Origin of the sequence: Pseudochrobactrum sp. XF203 (genome assembly GCF_020341615.1) — a bacterium.
GTDB classification, from domain to species: Bacteria; Pseudomonadota; Alphaproteobacteria; order Rhizobiales; family Rhizobiaceae; genus Pseudochrobactrum; species Pseudochrobactrum saccharolyticum.
Genome location: NZ_CP084393.1, coordinates 236,930 through 250,990 on the forward strand (window position 1 = coordinate 236,930; position 14,061 = coordinate 250,990).

Sequence of the window (14,061 nt, forward strand, 5' to 3'; positions counted from 1 at the left end):
AATTTCTGCTGCCGGACTCATATCTGACCATGAAGACAACAATGTCCTATCCTCTGGTACTGGCCTCGGCATCGCCGCGGCGCATTGAGCTTCTGGCGCAAATCGGTATTGAACCTGCATTTCTGCAGCCTGCTGATATTGATGAAACACCACAGCGTTCGGAACATCCCCGTTCGCTGGCAAAACGTTTGTCAAAACAGAAAGCAGAAAGAGCTAAGGACAAGTTGAAGAATGATGCGGATTACAAATCCGCTTTCATTCTCGCAGCCGATACTGTGGTAGGCGTGGGACGGCAGATCCTGCCTAAGGCGGAGAGTGAGGATGTGGCGCTTGATTGTCTGCGCCTGCTTTCCGGCCGTGCCCATAAAGTTTTTACCGGTGTTTGTCTGGTCACGCCGAAAGGCAGCCTGCGTCAGGTACTGGTTGAAAGCCGTGTGCGCTTTGACCGGCTGAGCCGCCGCCAGATGGACGCTTATATCAGTTCCGGTGAATGGCGCGGCAAAGCAGGCGGTTATGCAATTCAAGGGCTGGCAGGCAGTTTTATCGTCAAAATGGTCGGTTCCTACAGTAATATTGTCGGCCTGCCGTTGCATGAAACGCAGGCATTGCTGGAAGGTGAAAATTTTCCGGTTTACGACCAGTGGCATGAAGGCAAAGTGTGATGGCGGATAAAGACAAACCTGCCGCCTCCTATGGAAATGTGACGCCGTTGCGTCCGACACGGCCTTGCCCTGAATGCGGAAAACCCTCAATACGCGACTCTTATCCGTTTTGTTCGCCGCGCTGCCGTAGTGTCGACTTAAACCGCTGGCTGTCAGATGCCTATGTCATTCCCGGCAAGCCGGTTGACGACAGCGATCAGGAAAACAGCTGACAGAAAACAGAAGCGGTCAGGGGAGTAATATGAATTTTCTGATTGTTTTTCTCGGAGCAGGAATCGGCGGGGCAGCCCGTTACGGCACCGGTTTGCTACTGTCACGTTTCTCCGCACTGACAATGTTTCCGCTCAGCACATTTGCGGTTAATATTACCGGCTCCCTGTTGATGGGACTGATTATAGGCTATTTTTCAGCGCGTGGTGGTCTCGCGGAGAGCTGGAAACTGCTTCTTACCACCGGCATTATGGGTGGATTCACGACATTTTCTGCCTTTTCACTGGAAACAGTGCTGCTCATGGAAAGCGGTAATATAGGTACAGCTCTGGTCTATATCCTGTCCTCTGTGATTTTGGGTGCAGCAGCCCTGATGGCAGGGCTGTATCTGATGCGCTTATTGTAATTTTTTAATTGATATATAAAAAATATATCCTGTAATAATTAACATTAGAAAGCAAAGTATTTATCTAATATAGTTTTGGGTGTGTATAAATTATATTTAGGAAATTTAAATATGTATTATCATATTAAAAATTTACGAACAAATCAATATATCGTTTTGGGAAAAATGACGTTGGAGGGAGGCTATTATAATGTTGATTTGAAAAGCTTAATAAATAAGGAAAATGCTTCAACAAAATGGGAAATACATCAAAGCATAGCTTTCCAAGATACAGAAGTACATACAATAAGTGCCGCGGTTAACGGATCTGTTTTGATTGATAATTTTGGGCCAACAAAAAAAGATAATAATCTATCGATTAAAATTGTTAACGCGACTTATCTTTTGTATGAAGAAAAAAATAAGTTAAATTTGTATTTTAGTTCTACGCAGCAGAATAACATATATCGTATGTATTCCGTGGATAAAGCGTTTGCGCTATCTGCTTATAATATTAATGATAGTGATGAACGCCTCTGTATGGTTTCTGGCCTTTCAGAACTTCCTGATGCTTGGTTGTTGGAAGAAGCGGCTTAAGTTTTGAATCCATTTATACCGCTACCACATTTCAATATGGATTTTTGAACCATCGCTGAAGCGGTTGATATGAAACGGTGAAGGGTCAACAACGGGCTTTTCACCGGTCACCATATCGGCGATCAGTTTACCCGCACCTGGGCCGATACCAAAGCCATGGCCGGAAAAGCCGGTGGCGACAATGCAATTCGGCAGATGATCCAGCGGCGAGATAACCGGTACAATATCCGGTGTTGTATCAATCAGACCCGCCCATTGCTGGGCGATTTGTACATTTTTGAAAGCAGGCAAAGCCTGTTGCAGTGCTTTGAAAACGGCCTGATTGCCAGCTTTATGCGGCTCCGGATCAAGAATACGGATTTTCTCGAAGATAGATGTCTGATCTGCGGGGCGTAATTTCCATTCAAAGGCTTCTTCAATAAAGCGTTGTCCGAACCGCAGACGCACGGTTTTCCATTCAGTGCGCAATGCAGGAATGAACTTAGGCAGAAAGCGGAAACTGTCGGGCACGATATCGGCAATACTGCCTGAGAGGCTGGCAACCGTATAGCCGCCATCCATCCGTTTGCGCAGTGCAAAATCGGAGAAAGCAATGGCAGCATCAACACCGGCTTCAACCGGCGTGGTGCGCAATACGGATGAGCGCATTTTCAGTTGCGGCAGGGTAATACCCAGATCAGAACAAATCAGACGGGACCAGCTGCCGCCGGCAATCACTACAGCTTCACACTCAATTGCGCCATGTTCGGTAATCACAGTGCTGACGCGGCTATTGGTGGTTTCAATCCGGCGCACAGCACAATTTTGCATAATGACAGCGCCGAGCTCGCGCGCTTTTTCTGCAATAGCAGGCGCTGCTTTTTGCGGCTCTGCGCGGCCGTCCGCGGCGGTATAGAGCGCACCATAGAGCGACCGCTGCAGGCTGGGTGCCAGCGCTTCGGCCTGTTGTTTGCCTACAACCTGACTGTTAATGCCGTGTTCTTTGGCAATGCTCACCCACTCACGCCATTTTTCCAGATTTTCTTCTTTTTCTGCGGCGAAAGCGATACCGGTGGTGCGGAAGCCGGTTTCCCTGCCGGTCAGCGCATTCATCTGCGCCCATTGTTTCATACTCTCAACAATCAGCGGCATTTCGCGGCTGTCGCGCCCGGTATGACGGCACCAGCCCCAATTGCGGCTGGATTGCTCACCGGCAATCACACCTTTTTCCAGCAGGGTTACAGGAATACCGCGCTGCGCCAGATAAAGTGCTGTGGACACACCGATAATCCCGCCGCCGATAATAGCGATCTGCGTTTTTGCCGGTAAGGACGGAGAGGACTGGACGCTGTCTGTCTGCGGACCCATAAGATATTCCTGTATGCCTGTATTAATTGCACTTTGCAGCTTCGGCTATTCCGGTTGATTCGACAATTGCAGAAACAACGGCGGAACTTGCCGGTTGATGAAAAAAACATGTCATAATCCGCACTCAGTTTTGTCATCAAACCAATTTAATAGATAATTTGCGGGCGAGTTTTTCCACACCTTGTGTAAAAGCCGCCGAAATCGGAAATTTTGTGCCTGAGATCGGGAAATTGCAGACATAAGTTGCAATCAAGCACTTGCTATTATGCAGGCCAAAACCACATAATAACAACCGGATTTAACGAGATAATTTCGTTTCAATTATGTAGTTTTATGAGAGTGAAAACCGCTCTTGAGGAATTTGAGGAGGGCAGGCGCGGATGGTGACGGACGGAAAAGTCCTTTTTTTGCTCATCATACTGCCATTTATTGGCTGCGCTCTTACAGGCCTTCTCAGATCGAATGACCGGCAGGTTGCTGTCTGGTTCGCGGGGCTGACCGCGGTTGCCGCATTGCTGCTGACCATTGCGCTTTATCCTTATGTGACCGGCGGTAAAGTTCTGCACACGCAGATGGCATGGTTGCCTGCTTATGGTCTCAATGTCACTTTGCGGATGGATGGTCTTGCCTGGCTGTTTGCCATGCTGGTCACAGGCATTGGTCTGCTCGTGGTGATCTATGCGCGCTATTATATGTCATCGGAAGATCCGGTGCCGCGCTTTTTCTCGTTCTTCCTTGCCTTTATGGGGGCAATGCTCGGCGTGGTGCTGTCGGGCAATATGATCCTGATGGTGGTGTTCTGGGAACTCACCAGTATTTTCTCCTTCCTGCTGATCGGTTACTGGTATCAGAATGTCAGCGCCCGTGACGGTGCGCGTATGGCACTGACCGTTACCGGTCTTGGCGGTTTTGGCCTGTTGCTCGGTGTGCTGCTGCTTGGTCATATTGTCGGCAGCTATGAGCTGGATGTTATTCTGGCATCGGGCAATCTGATTAAAAACCATCCGCTTTATACGGTGGCTCTGGTGCTGATCCTGCTTGGTACTTTCACCAAGAGCGCACAATTTCCGTTCCATTTCTGGCTGCCGAATGCGATGGCCGCGCCAACGCCGGTTTCAGCCTATCTGCATTCTGCAACGATGGTGAAGCTCGGTGTGTTTCTGATGGTGCGGCTGTGGCCTGCACTGGCGGGCACAGAAGAATGGTTCTGGCTGCTTGGGCTTGCCGGTCTGACGACTTTGCTGCTGGGTGCTTGGTTTGCGCTGTTCCAGCAGGATCTGAAAGGCCTGCTTGCCTATTCGACCATCAGCCATCTGGGACTGATTACGGCTTTGCTCAGCCTTGGCAGTCCTCTTTCAGCTGTTGCCGCGATTTTCCATATGGTCAATCATGCGATCTTCAAAGCTTCGCTGTTTATGGCGGCGGGGATTATCGATCATGAAACCGGCACGCGTGACTTGCGAAAACTAAGCGGTTTGTTCCGCTTCATGCCGATTACGGCAACTTTGGCGATGGTTGCCAGTGCGGCGATGGCCGGTGTGCCACTGCTGAACGGTTTCATTTCCAAAGAGATGTTCTTTGCAGAAACGGTGGAGACACATCTGTCTTCATGGCTCGATACGGTCACACCTTATGTGGCAACGCTGGCGAGCGCTTTCAGTGTCGCTTATTCGATCCGCTTTATCTATTCGACCTTTTTTGGCCCCGCACCGGTTGACCTGCCGCATACACCGAAAGAGCCGCCGCAATGGGTGCGTTTCCCGATTGAGTTGCTGGTGCTGCTCTGCCTGCTGATCGGTATTGTGCCGACATTGATTGTCGGGCCGTTCCTGCACACGGCTGTCATGTCGGTTCTTGGTGGTGCCACACCGGAATACAGCCTTGCAATCTGGCACGGCTTTAATGTGCCGCTGCTGATGAGTGTAATTGCGCTGATCGGCGGAACCGTGATCTTCATGGTGATGAAAAACTATCTGGCAAAATGCGATGAAGGGCCGCCATTGCTGCGCCATCTCAATGGTCAGCGTATTTTTGAGCTGGTGCTGGTAACTGTTTCATGGAAATGGGCGCGTAGTATTGAAAGCCGGTTCGGAACACGTCGCTTGCAACCGCAAATGCGGGTGCTGATGCTGATTGCGATTTTTGCCGGTGCCTGGCCTGTTTATCAGGCGGGACTATTTATGGGGCCATTGGTGCCGCTTCCTGTGGATCCGGTCTTTGCCATTGTCTGGCTGATCGGCGCGCTTTGTGCGGTCGGTGCAGCCTATCAGGCTAAATATCACCGGCTGGCATCGCTGATGCTGCTTGGCGGCGCAGGGCTTGTGACCTGTTTTACATTTGTGTGGCTCTCCGCACCGGATCTCGCGGTTACGCAGTTGCTGGTGGAGATTGTCACCACAGTTCTGTTGCTGCTTGGTTTGCGCTGGCTGCCGAAACGCTGGCAGGAAGATGAAAATGCAAGCATTCCTCTGGTGCCGCGCTTACGCCGTTACCGCGATCTGATTATCGCACTGGCTGGCGGCGGCGGTATGGCGCTTGTGTCCTATGCAATGATGACCCGTTTCAGCCCTGCAACGCTTGCCGATTATTTCCTCGGCAATTCCTATACGGAAGCGGGCGGCAAGAATGTGGTCAATGTGTTGCTGGTGGATTTCCGCGGCTTTGATACGCTGGGAGAAATCACGGTGCTTGGCATTGTCGGTTTGACGGTTTATGCGCTGCTGCGTCGTTTCCGTCCGGCATCGGACACTATGGAATCCCCGCAACAACAGAAAATCCAGAATGCTTTTGATGAGGCTGACCCGGAACGTCATGCCGGTGCAACCCTGTCCGAATATCTCGCTGTGCCTTCTGTGATTATGCAATATTTGTTCGGCGTGATTATCGTTTTCGCCATGCATCTGCTGCTGCGCGGTCATGATCTGCCGGGTGGCGGTTTTGCGGCCGGTATTACGATGGCGATCGGCTTTATTCTGCAATATCTCGCCTTTGGTACCCGCTGGGTGGAAAGCCATTTGCGCATTCTGCCGGTGAAATGGATGGGTTTCGGTTTGCTGACCGCAGCGGCAACCGGTGCGGGTTCGTTCTTTGCCGGTTATCCGTTTCTCACCACCTATTTTGATTATGCGGAAGTACCGCTGATCGGCAAAATGCCGGTGGCATCCGCACTGCTGTTTGACATCGGCGTCTTCACACTTGTGGTCGGTGCCACTGTATTGATGCTGATTGCCTTGGCACATCAGTCGATCCGTCATCGCCGCTCGGAAAAGACACAATCGGAACAGGCTGAACAGGCCGTACTCGTTAAGCAGGGAGAGGGACGCTAATGGAACTTATTCTCGCTCTCGGTATCGGTATTCTGACAGCTTCCGGCCTGTGGCTTTTGCAGCGTCCGCGTACTTTTCAGGTGATTATCGGTCTGTCACTGATTTCCTATGCGGTTAATCTGTTTATTTTCAGTATGGCCAGTCTGCGCACAGATTCCGCGCCTATTCTAGGCGATCAGCCTGATCCCGCTCTTTATACCGATCCATTGCCGCAGGCACTGGTGCTGACAGCAATTGTGATCGGCTTTGCCATGACAGCCCTGTTTCTGGTGGTCATGCTGGCTTCCCGTGGTCTGACCGGTACCGACCATGTTGACGGCAGGGAGAGCCAGTAATGCAGGATTGGCAGGAACATCTGATTATCGCGCCGATTCTGCTGCCGCTCATCACCGCAGCTTTGTTGCTGCTCTATGATGAGCGTCGCCGTGTGCTGAAAGCTGCAATCAGCATTGCAGCGACTTTTGTGTTGTTTGTTGTGGCGATCATGCTGGTCAATATGGCCAATACGCCGGACGACCGCGTGCTTCCTTATCTGCTGGGTAACTGGCCGGCACCCTATGCGATTGTGCTAGTGCTGGATCGTTTCTCGGCAATGATGGTGCTGCTGACCAGCATTCTCGGACTGGCAGCACTGTGTTTTGCGCTGGCACGCTGGCACAAAGCGGGGTCGCATTTCCATACGCTGTTCCAGCTGCTGCTGATGGGGCTGAACGGCGCATTCCTGACCGGCGATCTGTTCAACCTGTTTGTGTTTTTCGAGGTACTGCTGGCAGCATCTTACGGGCTGGTACTGCATGGCTCCGGTGCCACCCGCGTTAAAGCGGGCTTGCATTATATTGCCGTCAATCTCGCGGCCTCATCGCTGTTTCTGATCGGCGTTAGCATGATCTATGGTGTGACCGGCACACTGAATATGGCCGATCTGGCACAACGTATTCCCAATGTACCGGCAGATGATCTGATGTTCCTGCAAGCTGGCGGTGCCATTCTCGGCACGGCATTTCTGGTGAAAGCCGGTGCATGGCCGCTGAATTTCTGGCTGCCGACAACCTATACGGCTGCGGCAGCACCGGTTGCGGCACTGTTCGCGATCATGTCCAAGGTCGGGATTTATGTTTTGCTGCGCCTGTCTTTGTTGTTTTTCGGCGAACTGACACCACGGACAACAGGTTTCGGTGATGCAGGACTGTTTTATATCGGTCTGGCGACCATCACTTTCGGTCTGATCGGGGTGCTGGCATCGCAGGCGCTCGGGCGTATTGCCGGTTATAGCGTGCTGGTTTCTTCCGGTACATTGCTGGCGGCAATCGGTACGGGCAATGTGGCGGTAACCGGCAGCGCTCTGTTCTATATGATCAGCTCAACGCTGACGATTGCGGCTTTCTTTCTGCTGATTGAGCTGGTGGAGCGCGGTCAGGATGCGGCGGCCAACGTGCTGGCGGTGACGATTGAAGCCTATGGTGACGAGGAAGAAGAAGAGGAAGAGGAAGTCGGCACAGTTTTGCCTGCAACGCTTGCTATTCTCGGTGCCTGTTTTGCCGTCAGCGCTATTTTGCTGATTGGTTTGCCGCCATTTTCCGGTTTCGTGGCAAAAATCTCGCTGTTGTCGGCATTGTTCAATCCGGCTGGCATGGGCACTGATGCACCGATTTCCGCAGCAAGCTGGGCCTATGTAACGCTGATTATTCTGTCCGGTGTCTCGGCACTAATTGCGATGTCGCGCTCCGGTATCCGTACTTTCTGGGCATCGATGGAAGGCAATGTACCGCGCGTGCTGATTATTGAGCTGGTGCCGGTGGCGGGGCTGTTGTTTCTGTGTCTCGCTCTGACCATTCAGGCGGCACCGGTGATGCGCTATCTCGATGCGACCGCGCAGGCACTGCATCGTCCGCATAATTATATCGACCATGTTCTGTACGCAAAACGCTCGGCGGGATTTGAACCGGCCGCTGCCAGTACACCGGCTGCGAAGGGAGACGCACAATGAGAGCATTGTTTCCGCATCCCGTTTTGTCGCTGAGCTTCTGGATCATGTGGCTGCTGCTCAATGGTTTCACACCCGGCCATACGATTTTGGGTTTTTTCATTGCATTGGGCGCAGGTCTGGCTTTCACCTCGCTGGATCCGGAACCGGTGCGGGTTCGCTCTGTAAGGGCAATTATCGAACTGTTTTTCCGCGTTGTTGCCGATATTTTCTGGTCAAATATTGCGGTCATCAAAATCATTCTTTTTGACCGGCCAGAGCGTCAGGCAGGATTTGTGACCATCAGCCTGCAATTGCGCGGACGTTTGCCGCTCGGTATTCTGGCCTGTATCGTGACCTCAACGCCCGGTACGGCATGGGCAAATTTTAATCCCGTAACGGGTGTTTTGCTGATTCATATTCTCGATAAAGACGGAGAAGATGAGTTCCGCACCGTGATAAAACAGCATTATGAACGCCTGCTGATGGAGATTTTCACATGAGTACAGTGATTTTATCCTGGGCGCTGCTTTTGTCCCAGCTTTGTCTGGGGGCAGCTCTGCTTTGTGCAACATGGCGTCTGATTGCAGGGCCGCGTGCGCAGGACCGTATACTGGGTCTGGATACGCTTTATGCCACGATGATGATGTTGTTTATCACCTTCGGTATCCGTACCGGCACATCGATTTATTTTGAAGCTGCCTTGGTGATTGCGCTGCTGGGCTTTGTGTCCAGCGTGGCACTGGCAAAATTCCTGATGCGCGGCGAGGTGATCGAATGAACCATGCAACGCAACTGCCGCTCTGGGCAGCCATTCTGGTTTCGGTCTTTTTGCTGGGCGGATCAGTGATTACGCTGATCGGCGCGATCGGTCTTTTGCGCTTTAAAAAGTTCTATGAACGGATTCATGCCCCGACACTCGGCACGACTTTTGGTGTCGGCGGCATTCTCATTGCATCAATTATTTTCTTTACAGTCTTGCAATCGCGACCGGTTTTGCATGAACTGTTAATTACCGCTTTTGTGTTTGTGACAACGCCGGTAACACTGATGCTATTGACGCGGGCAACCATGCATCGCGATAAAACGGATGACAGCCGGCAATTGCCGACCTCAAACGACCTTTATTAGCGATTTCTGGACGTGCCTCTTCTCTGATTTGTGTTGCGACTTATTGTCCAGACCTGCTTTGCGGGTTGCGGAGGAGCAACAATAATAATATCTGAAATTTCAGTAATTTCTGAAAGTTCAGAAAATACGGGAGCAACTGATTTGGAATTGTCGCCAATCGTACAATCATTTGTACTGCACTTCGGTGAAATGGGCAGCCGCTGGGGTATCAACCGCACGGTCGGGCAGATCTATGCCTTGCTCTATCTTTCTAAAGACCCGCTCTGTGCCGATCAGATCGTGGATGCCCTTGGCGTCTCACGGTCGAATGTTTCTATGGGTATCAGAGAGCTGCAAGGCTGGAACCTTGTTTTGCTGAAGCACATTCCGGGTGACCGTCGCGATTTTTATTCCACACCGGGCGATGTCTGGCAGATTCTGCGCACATTGGCGGAAGAACGCAAAAAACGCGAAGTCGATCCGACTTTGAGTGTGTTGCGTGAAATTCTCATGGAAAAGCCGACAACAGAGAGCGATGCATTTGCGCAAGCGCGTATGGGCGATATGCATGGTCTGATTGAACGCCTGACCAACTGGTATGATGATGTGAAATCGCTCGAAACCGAAAGATTGACCATGCTTTTGAGCATGGGGTCAAAGGTCACGCGTTTCCTTGAAGCCAAGGACAAAATCGTCTCGCTCGGCCGCAGCCGTGCGCAGAAAAAAGAAGGACAATCCGAGTGAAAGGAGGGACGGAGTGAGTGAAGCTTTATCCGGTTCGTCTGCCCCTTCGGAAATTCCGGCGGCAACGCCGGAACGATCCATGTCTGATGCAGTAACAGTTACCGGCAGCGACAAGGCTGCCGGAACTGTAAAGGCGTCTGCACGGCGCCGTAAAAAACGTGCACAACCGGCCAATTTGCGCAAAGGCGGCTGGTTACAGGTTCTGGCGGCGCTGATCTGGCTGCCGCAGGCAGGCCTGATGGCCTATGCGATTAATGAGCTGACCGTCAGTGGGACAGTCAGCAATCTTCTGATGATCGTTGCCGGTATTTTTCTGTTTGGCCTGCTGCGTACCATTTTGCAGGGCACGGGCGAGCGGATTGCCTTTAAAACATCGCGTGCGGCACTGTCTGATCTGCGTGCAAAATCGGTGCAGGCGCTGGCTGACCGCTCCCCGCTGGATCGCAACCGTGCGGCATCGGGTGAGGCGGCAAGCATTCTCGCCGAACAGGCCGAAATGGTAGTGACTTATTGGTCGCGTTACCAGCCGGTGCAGATGAAAGTCATGATTGTTCCGATTGTCTTTCTCATTGCTGTGCTGTGGTATTCATGGGCTGCGGCACTGGTCTTGCTGGTTGCGGCGCCTCTTATTCCGGTTTTCATGGCGCTGATCGGTTATCGCGCCAAAGCCGCCAGTGAAGAACAGCTGGTGGAAATGGGGCAGATGAATGGTTTCCTGCTCGACCGTTTGCGCGGACTGGCAACAATCCGTACATTCCACGCTGTTGATCTGACCGCACAGCGCTTGCGCCATAATGCGGAAACGCTGCGCCACAAAACCATGATCGTGTTGCGCATTGCTTTCCTGTCTTCTGCGGTACTGGAGCTGTTTTCTGCGCTCGGCGTGGCGATGGTTGCGGTTTATATAGGCTTCCACCTCTTGGGCGAGCTGAATTTCGGCGCGTGGGGCGCAACGCTGACATTGGGGCAGGGGCTGTTTATCCTGCTGCTGGCGCCGACATTTTTTGAACCGCTGCGCGAACTCTCCGCTGTCTGGCATGACCGCGCTGCCGGTGAAGCCGCGATTGACGCGCTGGAAAATATCAGTGCAGGCGGTATGAAACTCACTGCGGTTGCTGCGACTGCGATACCCGCTGAGACAGAGAAAAATCATGCTGTCACTCTGCGCGATGTGGATTTCAGCTATGATGCAGATGATGAAACTGATCTGCTCTCCGGCTTTAGCTTACAGATTGCGCAAGGCGAGCATGTTGCGCTCTTAGGACCAAGCGGCAGCGGTAAATCAACGCTGCTGGCGATGATGGCCGGTCTGATCGCACCACGCAGTGGTGATGTTCTGATACATGATACCGTGCTCGATCAGAGCAGTGCTGACACACTGCGTCAGCAATTCTCATGGATTGGCCAGAAGCCGCATATTTTCTCCGGTTCTGTGCGTTCAAATATTACACTCGGCCGTGAAGGTTTTGCCCTGAGCGATGTGCAGACTGCACTGAAGACAGCAGCGCTGGATAATGTGGCTTCTGCCGCTGCAGCCAGTGATCTTGGTGAAAACGGCACCGGTCTTTCCGGTGGTGAAGGCCTGCGTCTGGCATTGGCAAGGGCAGCTCTGAAATCCGGTGCGGATATTATCTTTGCCGACGAGCCGACTGCCCATCTCGACAGTGAAACCGCGCTCAAGGCAACAGAAGGTCTTCTGGCTATGGCGCAAGGCAAGACATTGATTATTGCCACCCATGATGAAGAACTGGCGCGCAAAATGGGACGCATCATTCGCGTTGACAGGCTGAGCGGTGCGGAAAATCTGCATGTGCAGGAAGACAGCGGCAATGCTGCTGCACCTGTATGTTCTGCACGGAGGGCGGCGGAATGAAGAAACTTGCGGTTCTGAAACCTGTTCTCAAACTGTTTTTCTCGGAAAAGCGCGGCAAATTATGGGCCGGTATGTTGCTCGCCGCTGTGACAGTTCTGTGCGGTATTCTGCTGCTTGGTCTGTCCGGCTGGTTTATCACCGCAACGGCAATTGCCGGTCTGGCAACGGCCACTGCTTTGGCTTTCGATGTGTTTGCTCCGGCTGCGGGTATTCGTTTGCTGGCTATTCTGCGCACTGCGTCGCGCTATGCGGAGCGTCTGGTCACTCATGATGCAACGCTGGCTGTGCTGGCGGCATTGCGTGAGAAATTGTTCCGCAGCTGGGCTGCACCGCAGGCAGCAAAAGAACTTTTGCGCCGTCCGAGCCGTCTGCTGTTCCGCCTGACGGCGGATATTGATGCGCTGGATGCGCTTTATCTGCGCGTGCTGGTGCCTGCCGGTGCGGCTTTTGTCACCATGCTGGTGGTTGGTTTTGCTTTCTGGCTGATGGATAGCACTTTCTCGCTGGCAATGGTGGCGGTTTTGGTACTTGCCGGTTTTGGCCTGCCGCTGATTGCAGCACTCTGGGCGATGAAACCAATGCGCCGCCGTGCCAAAGCTGTTGAAGCCGTACGCGCGCGCAGTATTGATCTGGTCTCCGGCCAGACCGATCTGCTGATGGCGGGACGATTGCAGGCGCAAAGCGCAAGCATATGTGCGGCTGACAAAAGATTGTCCGATGCTGATGATCAGCTCAACCGGATTGAAATTTCGGTCGGTGCCGGTTTTGGTATCGCTACGGCTTTGCTGCTCTGTGTTGCTTTGCTTGGCGGTGTCTGGCTTGCAGAGGCTGGCACAATTTCACCTGCTGTTGCTGCCTTTGCGCTGCTGATGGCACTGGGTGCGATGGAACCATTTGCAGCATTGCGCCGCGGTGCCATGGAACTTGGTCGCACGCTGATGGCTGCGCACCGCGTTGGCGACCGCTATGAAACACAGCCGCATTTCTATGTGCCGGTACAACCGGCCGATCCTCATGAGGCTGTTTATCTGGAACAGATCAATATGCGCTATGAGGACAAGATGCCTCTAGTGCTGCAAGATATCAGCCTGAGCGTGCGCAAGGGTGAAAAACTGGCGATTGTCGGCACAAGCGGCACAGGTAAATCGACACTCATGGCTTTGCTGGCCGGTGAGGTGACCGCGGATTCCGGTATTATCCGTCATGAGGCAGCAACGTTGCTGACGCAGAAAACCCAGCTGTTTCAGGATAGTCTGGCGGAAAATCTGCGTCTTGCTCAGCCAAAGGCAACGGACGATGATCTGATGCAGGCACTGGAAATGGCCGGCCTGTCAGAAACGGTAGGTGACATGCCGCAGCAGTTGGAAACAATGCTCGGCGAGGGCGGCCTTGGCCTGTCCGGCGGTCAGGCACGCCGTCTCGCACTGGCGCGTCTGTTTCTGCACAATACCCCGCTCTGGCTGCTGGATGAACCGACGGAAGGGCTGGATAAAGCCACTGCGCAGGACATTCTGCAGCGATTGGCACAGGCCACAAGTCAGAATAGCGGCCACGGCAGAACCATGATTATTGCGACGCATCTGCGCCGTGAAGCTGAGATTGCCGACCGTATTGTCGTGATGAGCAATGGTCGCATGACGGCAGAAGCACTGAAAGGAACGCAGGCATTTTCAGATATTCTGAAGACACTGCGTCAGGTTTAACAAGCATACCTGTCCGGAACCGGACGCGTTGACAGCCATGTCTTTGAAAAGGAAGCCCCGCTTTATGAAGCATGATTTTATACACTTAATCAGAGGGATGATCTGACAAAAACGGATCACATTATCTGATTTTGAAAGCGG

At 52.6% G+C, this 14,061-nt stretch carries 14 protein-coding genes; 13 read left to right on the forward strand and 1 reads right to left on the reverse strand.

The window, feature by feature from the left end:
* The first annotated feature begins 29 nt into the window (after positions 1–29).
* The 4 genes from LDL70_RS17065 to LDL70_RS17080 all read left to right on the forward strand — a co-directional run bounded on the left by LDL70_RS17065 (position 30) and on the right by LDL70_RS17080 (position 1,854).
* Complete coding sequence (locus LDL70_RS17065; RefSeq protein ID WP_116088349.1) at positions 30–662, forward strand: Maf-like protein; 633 nt, start codon at positions 30–32, stop codon at positions 660–662.
* Positions 662–874 (forward strand): DNA gyrase inhibitor YacG, encoded by a 213-nt coding sequence (gene yacG, locus LDL70_RS17070; RefSeq protein WP_225688647.1) that lies wholly within the window; start codon positions 662–664, stop codon positions 872–874. The genes LDL70_RS17065 and yacG overlap by 1 nt, the downstream gene beginning before the upstream one ends.
* A 29-nt stretch (positions 875–903) precedes the next feature.
* Positions 904–1,278, forward strand: a complete 375-nt coding sequence (gene crcB / locus LDL70_RS17075) for a fluoride efflux transporter CrcB (RefSeq protein ID WP_225688649.1) — start codon at positions 904–906, stop codon at positions 1,276–1,278.
* 111 nt (positions 1,279–1,389) lie between these two features.
* The gene (locus LDL70_RS17080; RefSeq protein ID WP_225688651.1) at positions 1,390–1,854 is read left to right on the forward strand and encodes a hypothetical protein; all 465 of its coding nucleotides are present in this window, start codon (positions 1,390–1,392) and stop codon (positions 1,852–1,854) included.
* A gap of 21 nt (positions 1,855–1,875) precedes the next feature.
* Here LDL70_RS17080 and LDL70_RS17085 read toward each other — a convergent pair whose 3' ends face one another.
* Positions 1,876–3,201: an FAD-binding oxidoreductase gene (locus LDL70_RS17085; protein ID WP_225688653.1), complete on the reverse strand. Its 1,326-nt coding sequence runs from the start codon at positions 3,199–3,201 to the stop codon at positions 1,876–1,878.
* A gap of 380 nt (positions 3,202–3,581) precedes the next feature.
* On the opposite strand from LDL70_RS17085, the gene LDL70_RS17090 reads away from it, so the two are divergent.
* The 9 genes from LDL70_RS17090 (at position 3,582) to cydC (ending at position 13,920) form a co-directional block, all read left to right on the forward strand.
* A complete protein-coding gene (locus LDL70_RS17090) occupies positions 3,582–6,527 on the forward strand; it encodes a monovalent cation/H+ antiporter subunit A (RefSeq protein ID WP_225688655.1) in 2,946 nt (981 codons plus the stop codon).
* Entirely contained in the window at positions 6,527–6,862 is a 336-nt protein-coding gene (locus tag LDL70_RS17095) for a Na+/H+ antiporter subunit C (RefSeq protein WP_022709181.1), read from the forward strand. Before LDL70_RS17090 ends, LDL70_RS17095 begins: the two co-directional genes overlap by 1 nt.
* Positions 6,862–8,514 (forward strand): monovalent cation/H+ antiporter subunit D, encoded by a 1,653-nt coding sequence (locus LDL70_RS17100; protein ID WP_225688657.1) that lies wholly within the window; start codon positions 6,862–6,864, stop codon positions 8,512–8,514. Before LDL70_RS17095 ends, LDL70_RS17100 begins: the two co-directional genes overlap by 1 nt.
* Positions 8,511–8,993, forward strand: coding sequence for a Na+/H+ antiporter subunit E (locus LDL70_RS17105; RefSeq protein WP_022709183.1), 483 nt, complete (start codon positions 8,511–8,513; stop codon positions 8,991–8,993). Before LDL70_RS17100 ends, LDL70_RS17105 begins: the two co-directional genes overlap by 4 nt.
* Positions 8,990–9,271, forward strand: coding sequence for a K+/H+ antiporter subunit F (locus tag LDL70_RS17110; RefSeq protein WP_022709184.1), 282 nt, complete (start codon positions 8,990–8,992; stop codon positions 9,269–9,271). Before LDL70_RS17105 ends, LDL70_RS17110 begins: the two co-directional genes overlap by 4 nt.
* The gene (gene mnhG / locus LDL70_RS17115; RefSeq protein ID WP_075656470.1) at positions 9,268–9,621 is read left to right on the forward strand and encodes a monovalent cation/H(+) antiporter subunit G; all 354 of its coding nucleotides are present in this window, start codon (positions 9,268–9,270) and stop codon (positions 9,619–9,621) included. The genes LDL70_RS17110 and mnhG overlap by 4 nt, the downstream gene beginning before the upstream one ends.
* Before the next feature lie 141 nt (positions 9,622–9,762).
* Positions 9,763–10,344, forward strand: coding sequence for a GbsR/MarR family transcriptional regulator (locus tag LDL70_RS17120; RefSeq protein WP_033315780.1), 582 nt, complete (start codon positions 9,763–9,765; stop codon positions 10,342–10,344).
* Positions 10,345–10,423: 79 nt separating this feature from the next.
* On the forward strand, positions 10,424–12,217 hold the full coding sequence (cydD, locus tag LDL70_RS17125) for a thiol reductant ABC exporter subunit CydD (RefSeq protein ID WP_225689255.1): 1,794 nt from the start codon (positions 10,424–10,426) through the stop codon (positions 12,215–12,217).
* On the forward strand, positions 12,214–13,920 hold the full coding sequence (gene cydC, locus LDL70_RS17130; protein ID WP_225688667.1) for a thiol reductant ABC exporter subunit CydC: 1,707 nt from the start codon (positions 12,214–12,216) through the stop codon (positions 13,918–13,920). Before cydD ends, cydC begins: the two co-directional genes overlap by 4 nt.
* The last annotated feature ends 141 nt before the right edge of the window (positions 13,921–14,061 follow it).

Bases quoted from the DNA above. Each gene is read 5' to 3' on its own strand.
- LDL70_RS17065 (WP_116088349.1), top strand. From the start codon at position 30: ATGAAGACAACAATGTCCTATCCTCTGGTACTGGCCTCGGCATCGCCG.
- yacG (WP_225688647.1), top strand. From the start codon at position 662: ATGGCGGATAAAGACAAACCTGCCGCCTCCTATGGAAATGTGACGCCG.
- crcB (WP_225688649.1), top strand. From the start codon at position 904: ATGAATTTTCTGATTGTTTTTCTCGGAGCAGGAATCGGCGGGGCAGCC.
- LDL70_RS17080 (WP_225688651.1), top strand. From the start codon at position 1,390: ATGTATTATCATATTAAAAATTTACGAACAAATCAATATATCGTTTTG.
- LDL70_RS17085 (WP_225688653.1), bottom strand. From the start codon at position 3,201: ATGGGTCCGCAGACAGACAGCGTCCAGTCCTCTCCGTCCTTACCGGCA.
- LDL70_RS17090 (WP_225688655.1), top strand. From the start codon at position 3,582: ATGGTGACGGACGGAAAAGTCCTTTTTTTGCTCATCATACTGCCATTT.
- LDL70_RS17095 (WP_022709181.1), top strand. From the start codon at position 6,527: ATGGAACTTATTCTCGCTCTCGGTATCGGTATTCTGACAGCTTCCGGC.
- LDL70_RS17100 (WP_225688657.1), top strand. From the start codon at position 6,862: ATGCAGGATTGGCAGGAACATCTGATTATCGCGCCGATTCTGCTGCCG.
- LDL70_RS17105 (WP_022709183.1), top strand. From the start codon at position 8,511: ATGAGAGCATTGTTTCCGCATCCCGTTTTGTCGCTGAGCTTCTGGATC.
- LDL70_RS17110 (WP_022709184.1), top strand. From the start codon at position 8,990: ATGAGTACAGTGATTTTATCCTGGGCGCTGCTTTTGTCCCAGCTTTGT.
- mnhG (WP_075656470.1), top strand. From the start codon at position 9,268: ATGAACCATGCAACGCAACTGCCGCTCTGGGCAGCCATTCTGGTTTCG.
- cydD (WP_225689255.1), top strand. From the start codon at position 10,424: ATGTCTGATGCAGTAACAGTTACCGGCAGCGACAAGGCTGCCGGAACT.
- cydC (WP_225688667.1), top strand. From the start codon at position 12,214: ATGAAGAAACTTGCGGTTCTGAAACCTGTTCTCAAACTGTTTTTCTCG.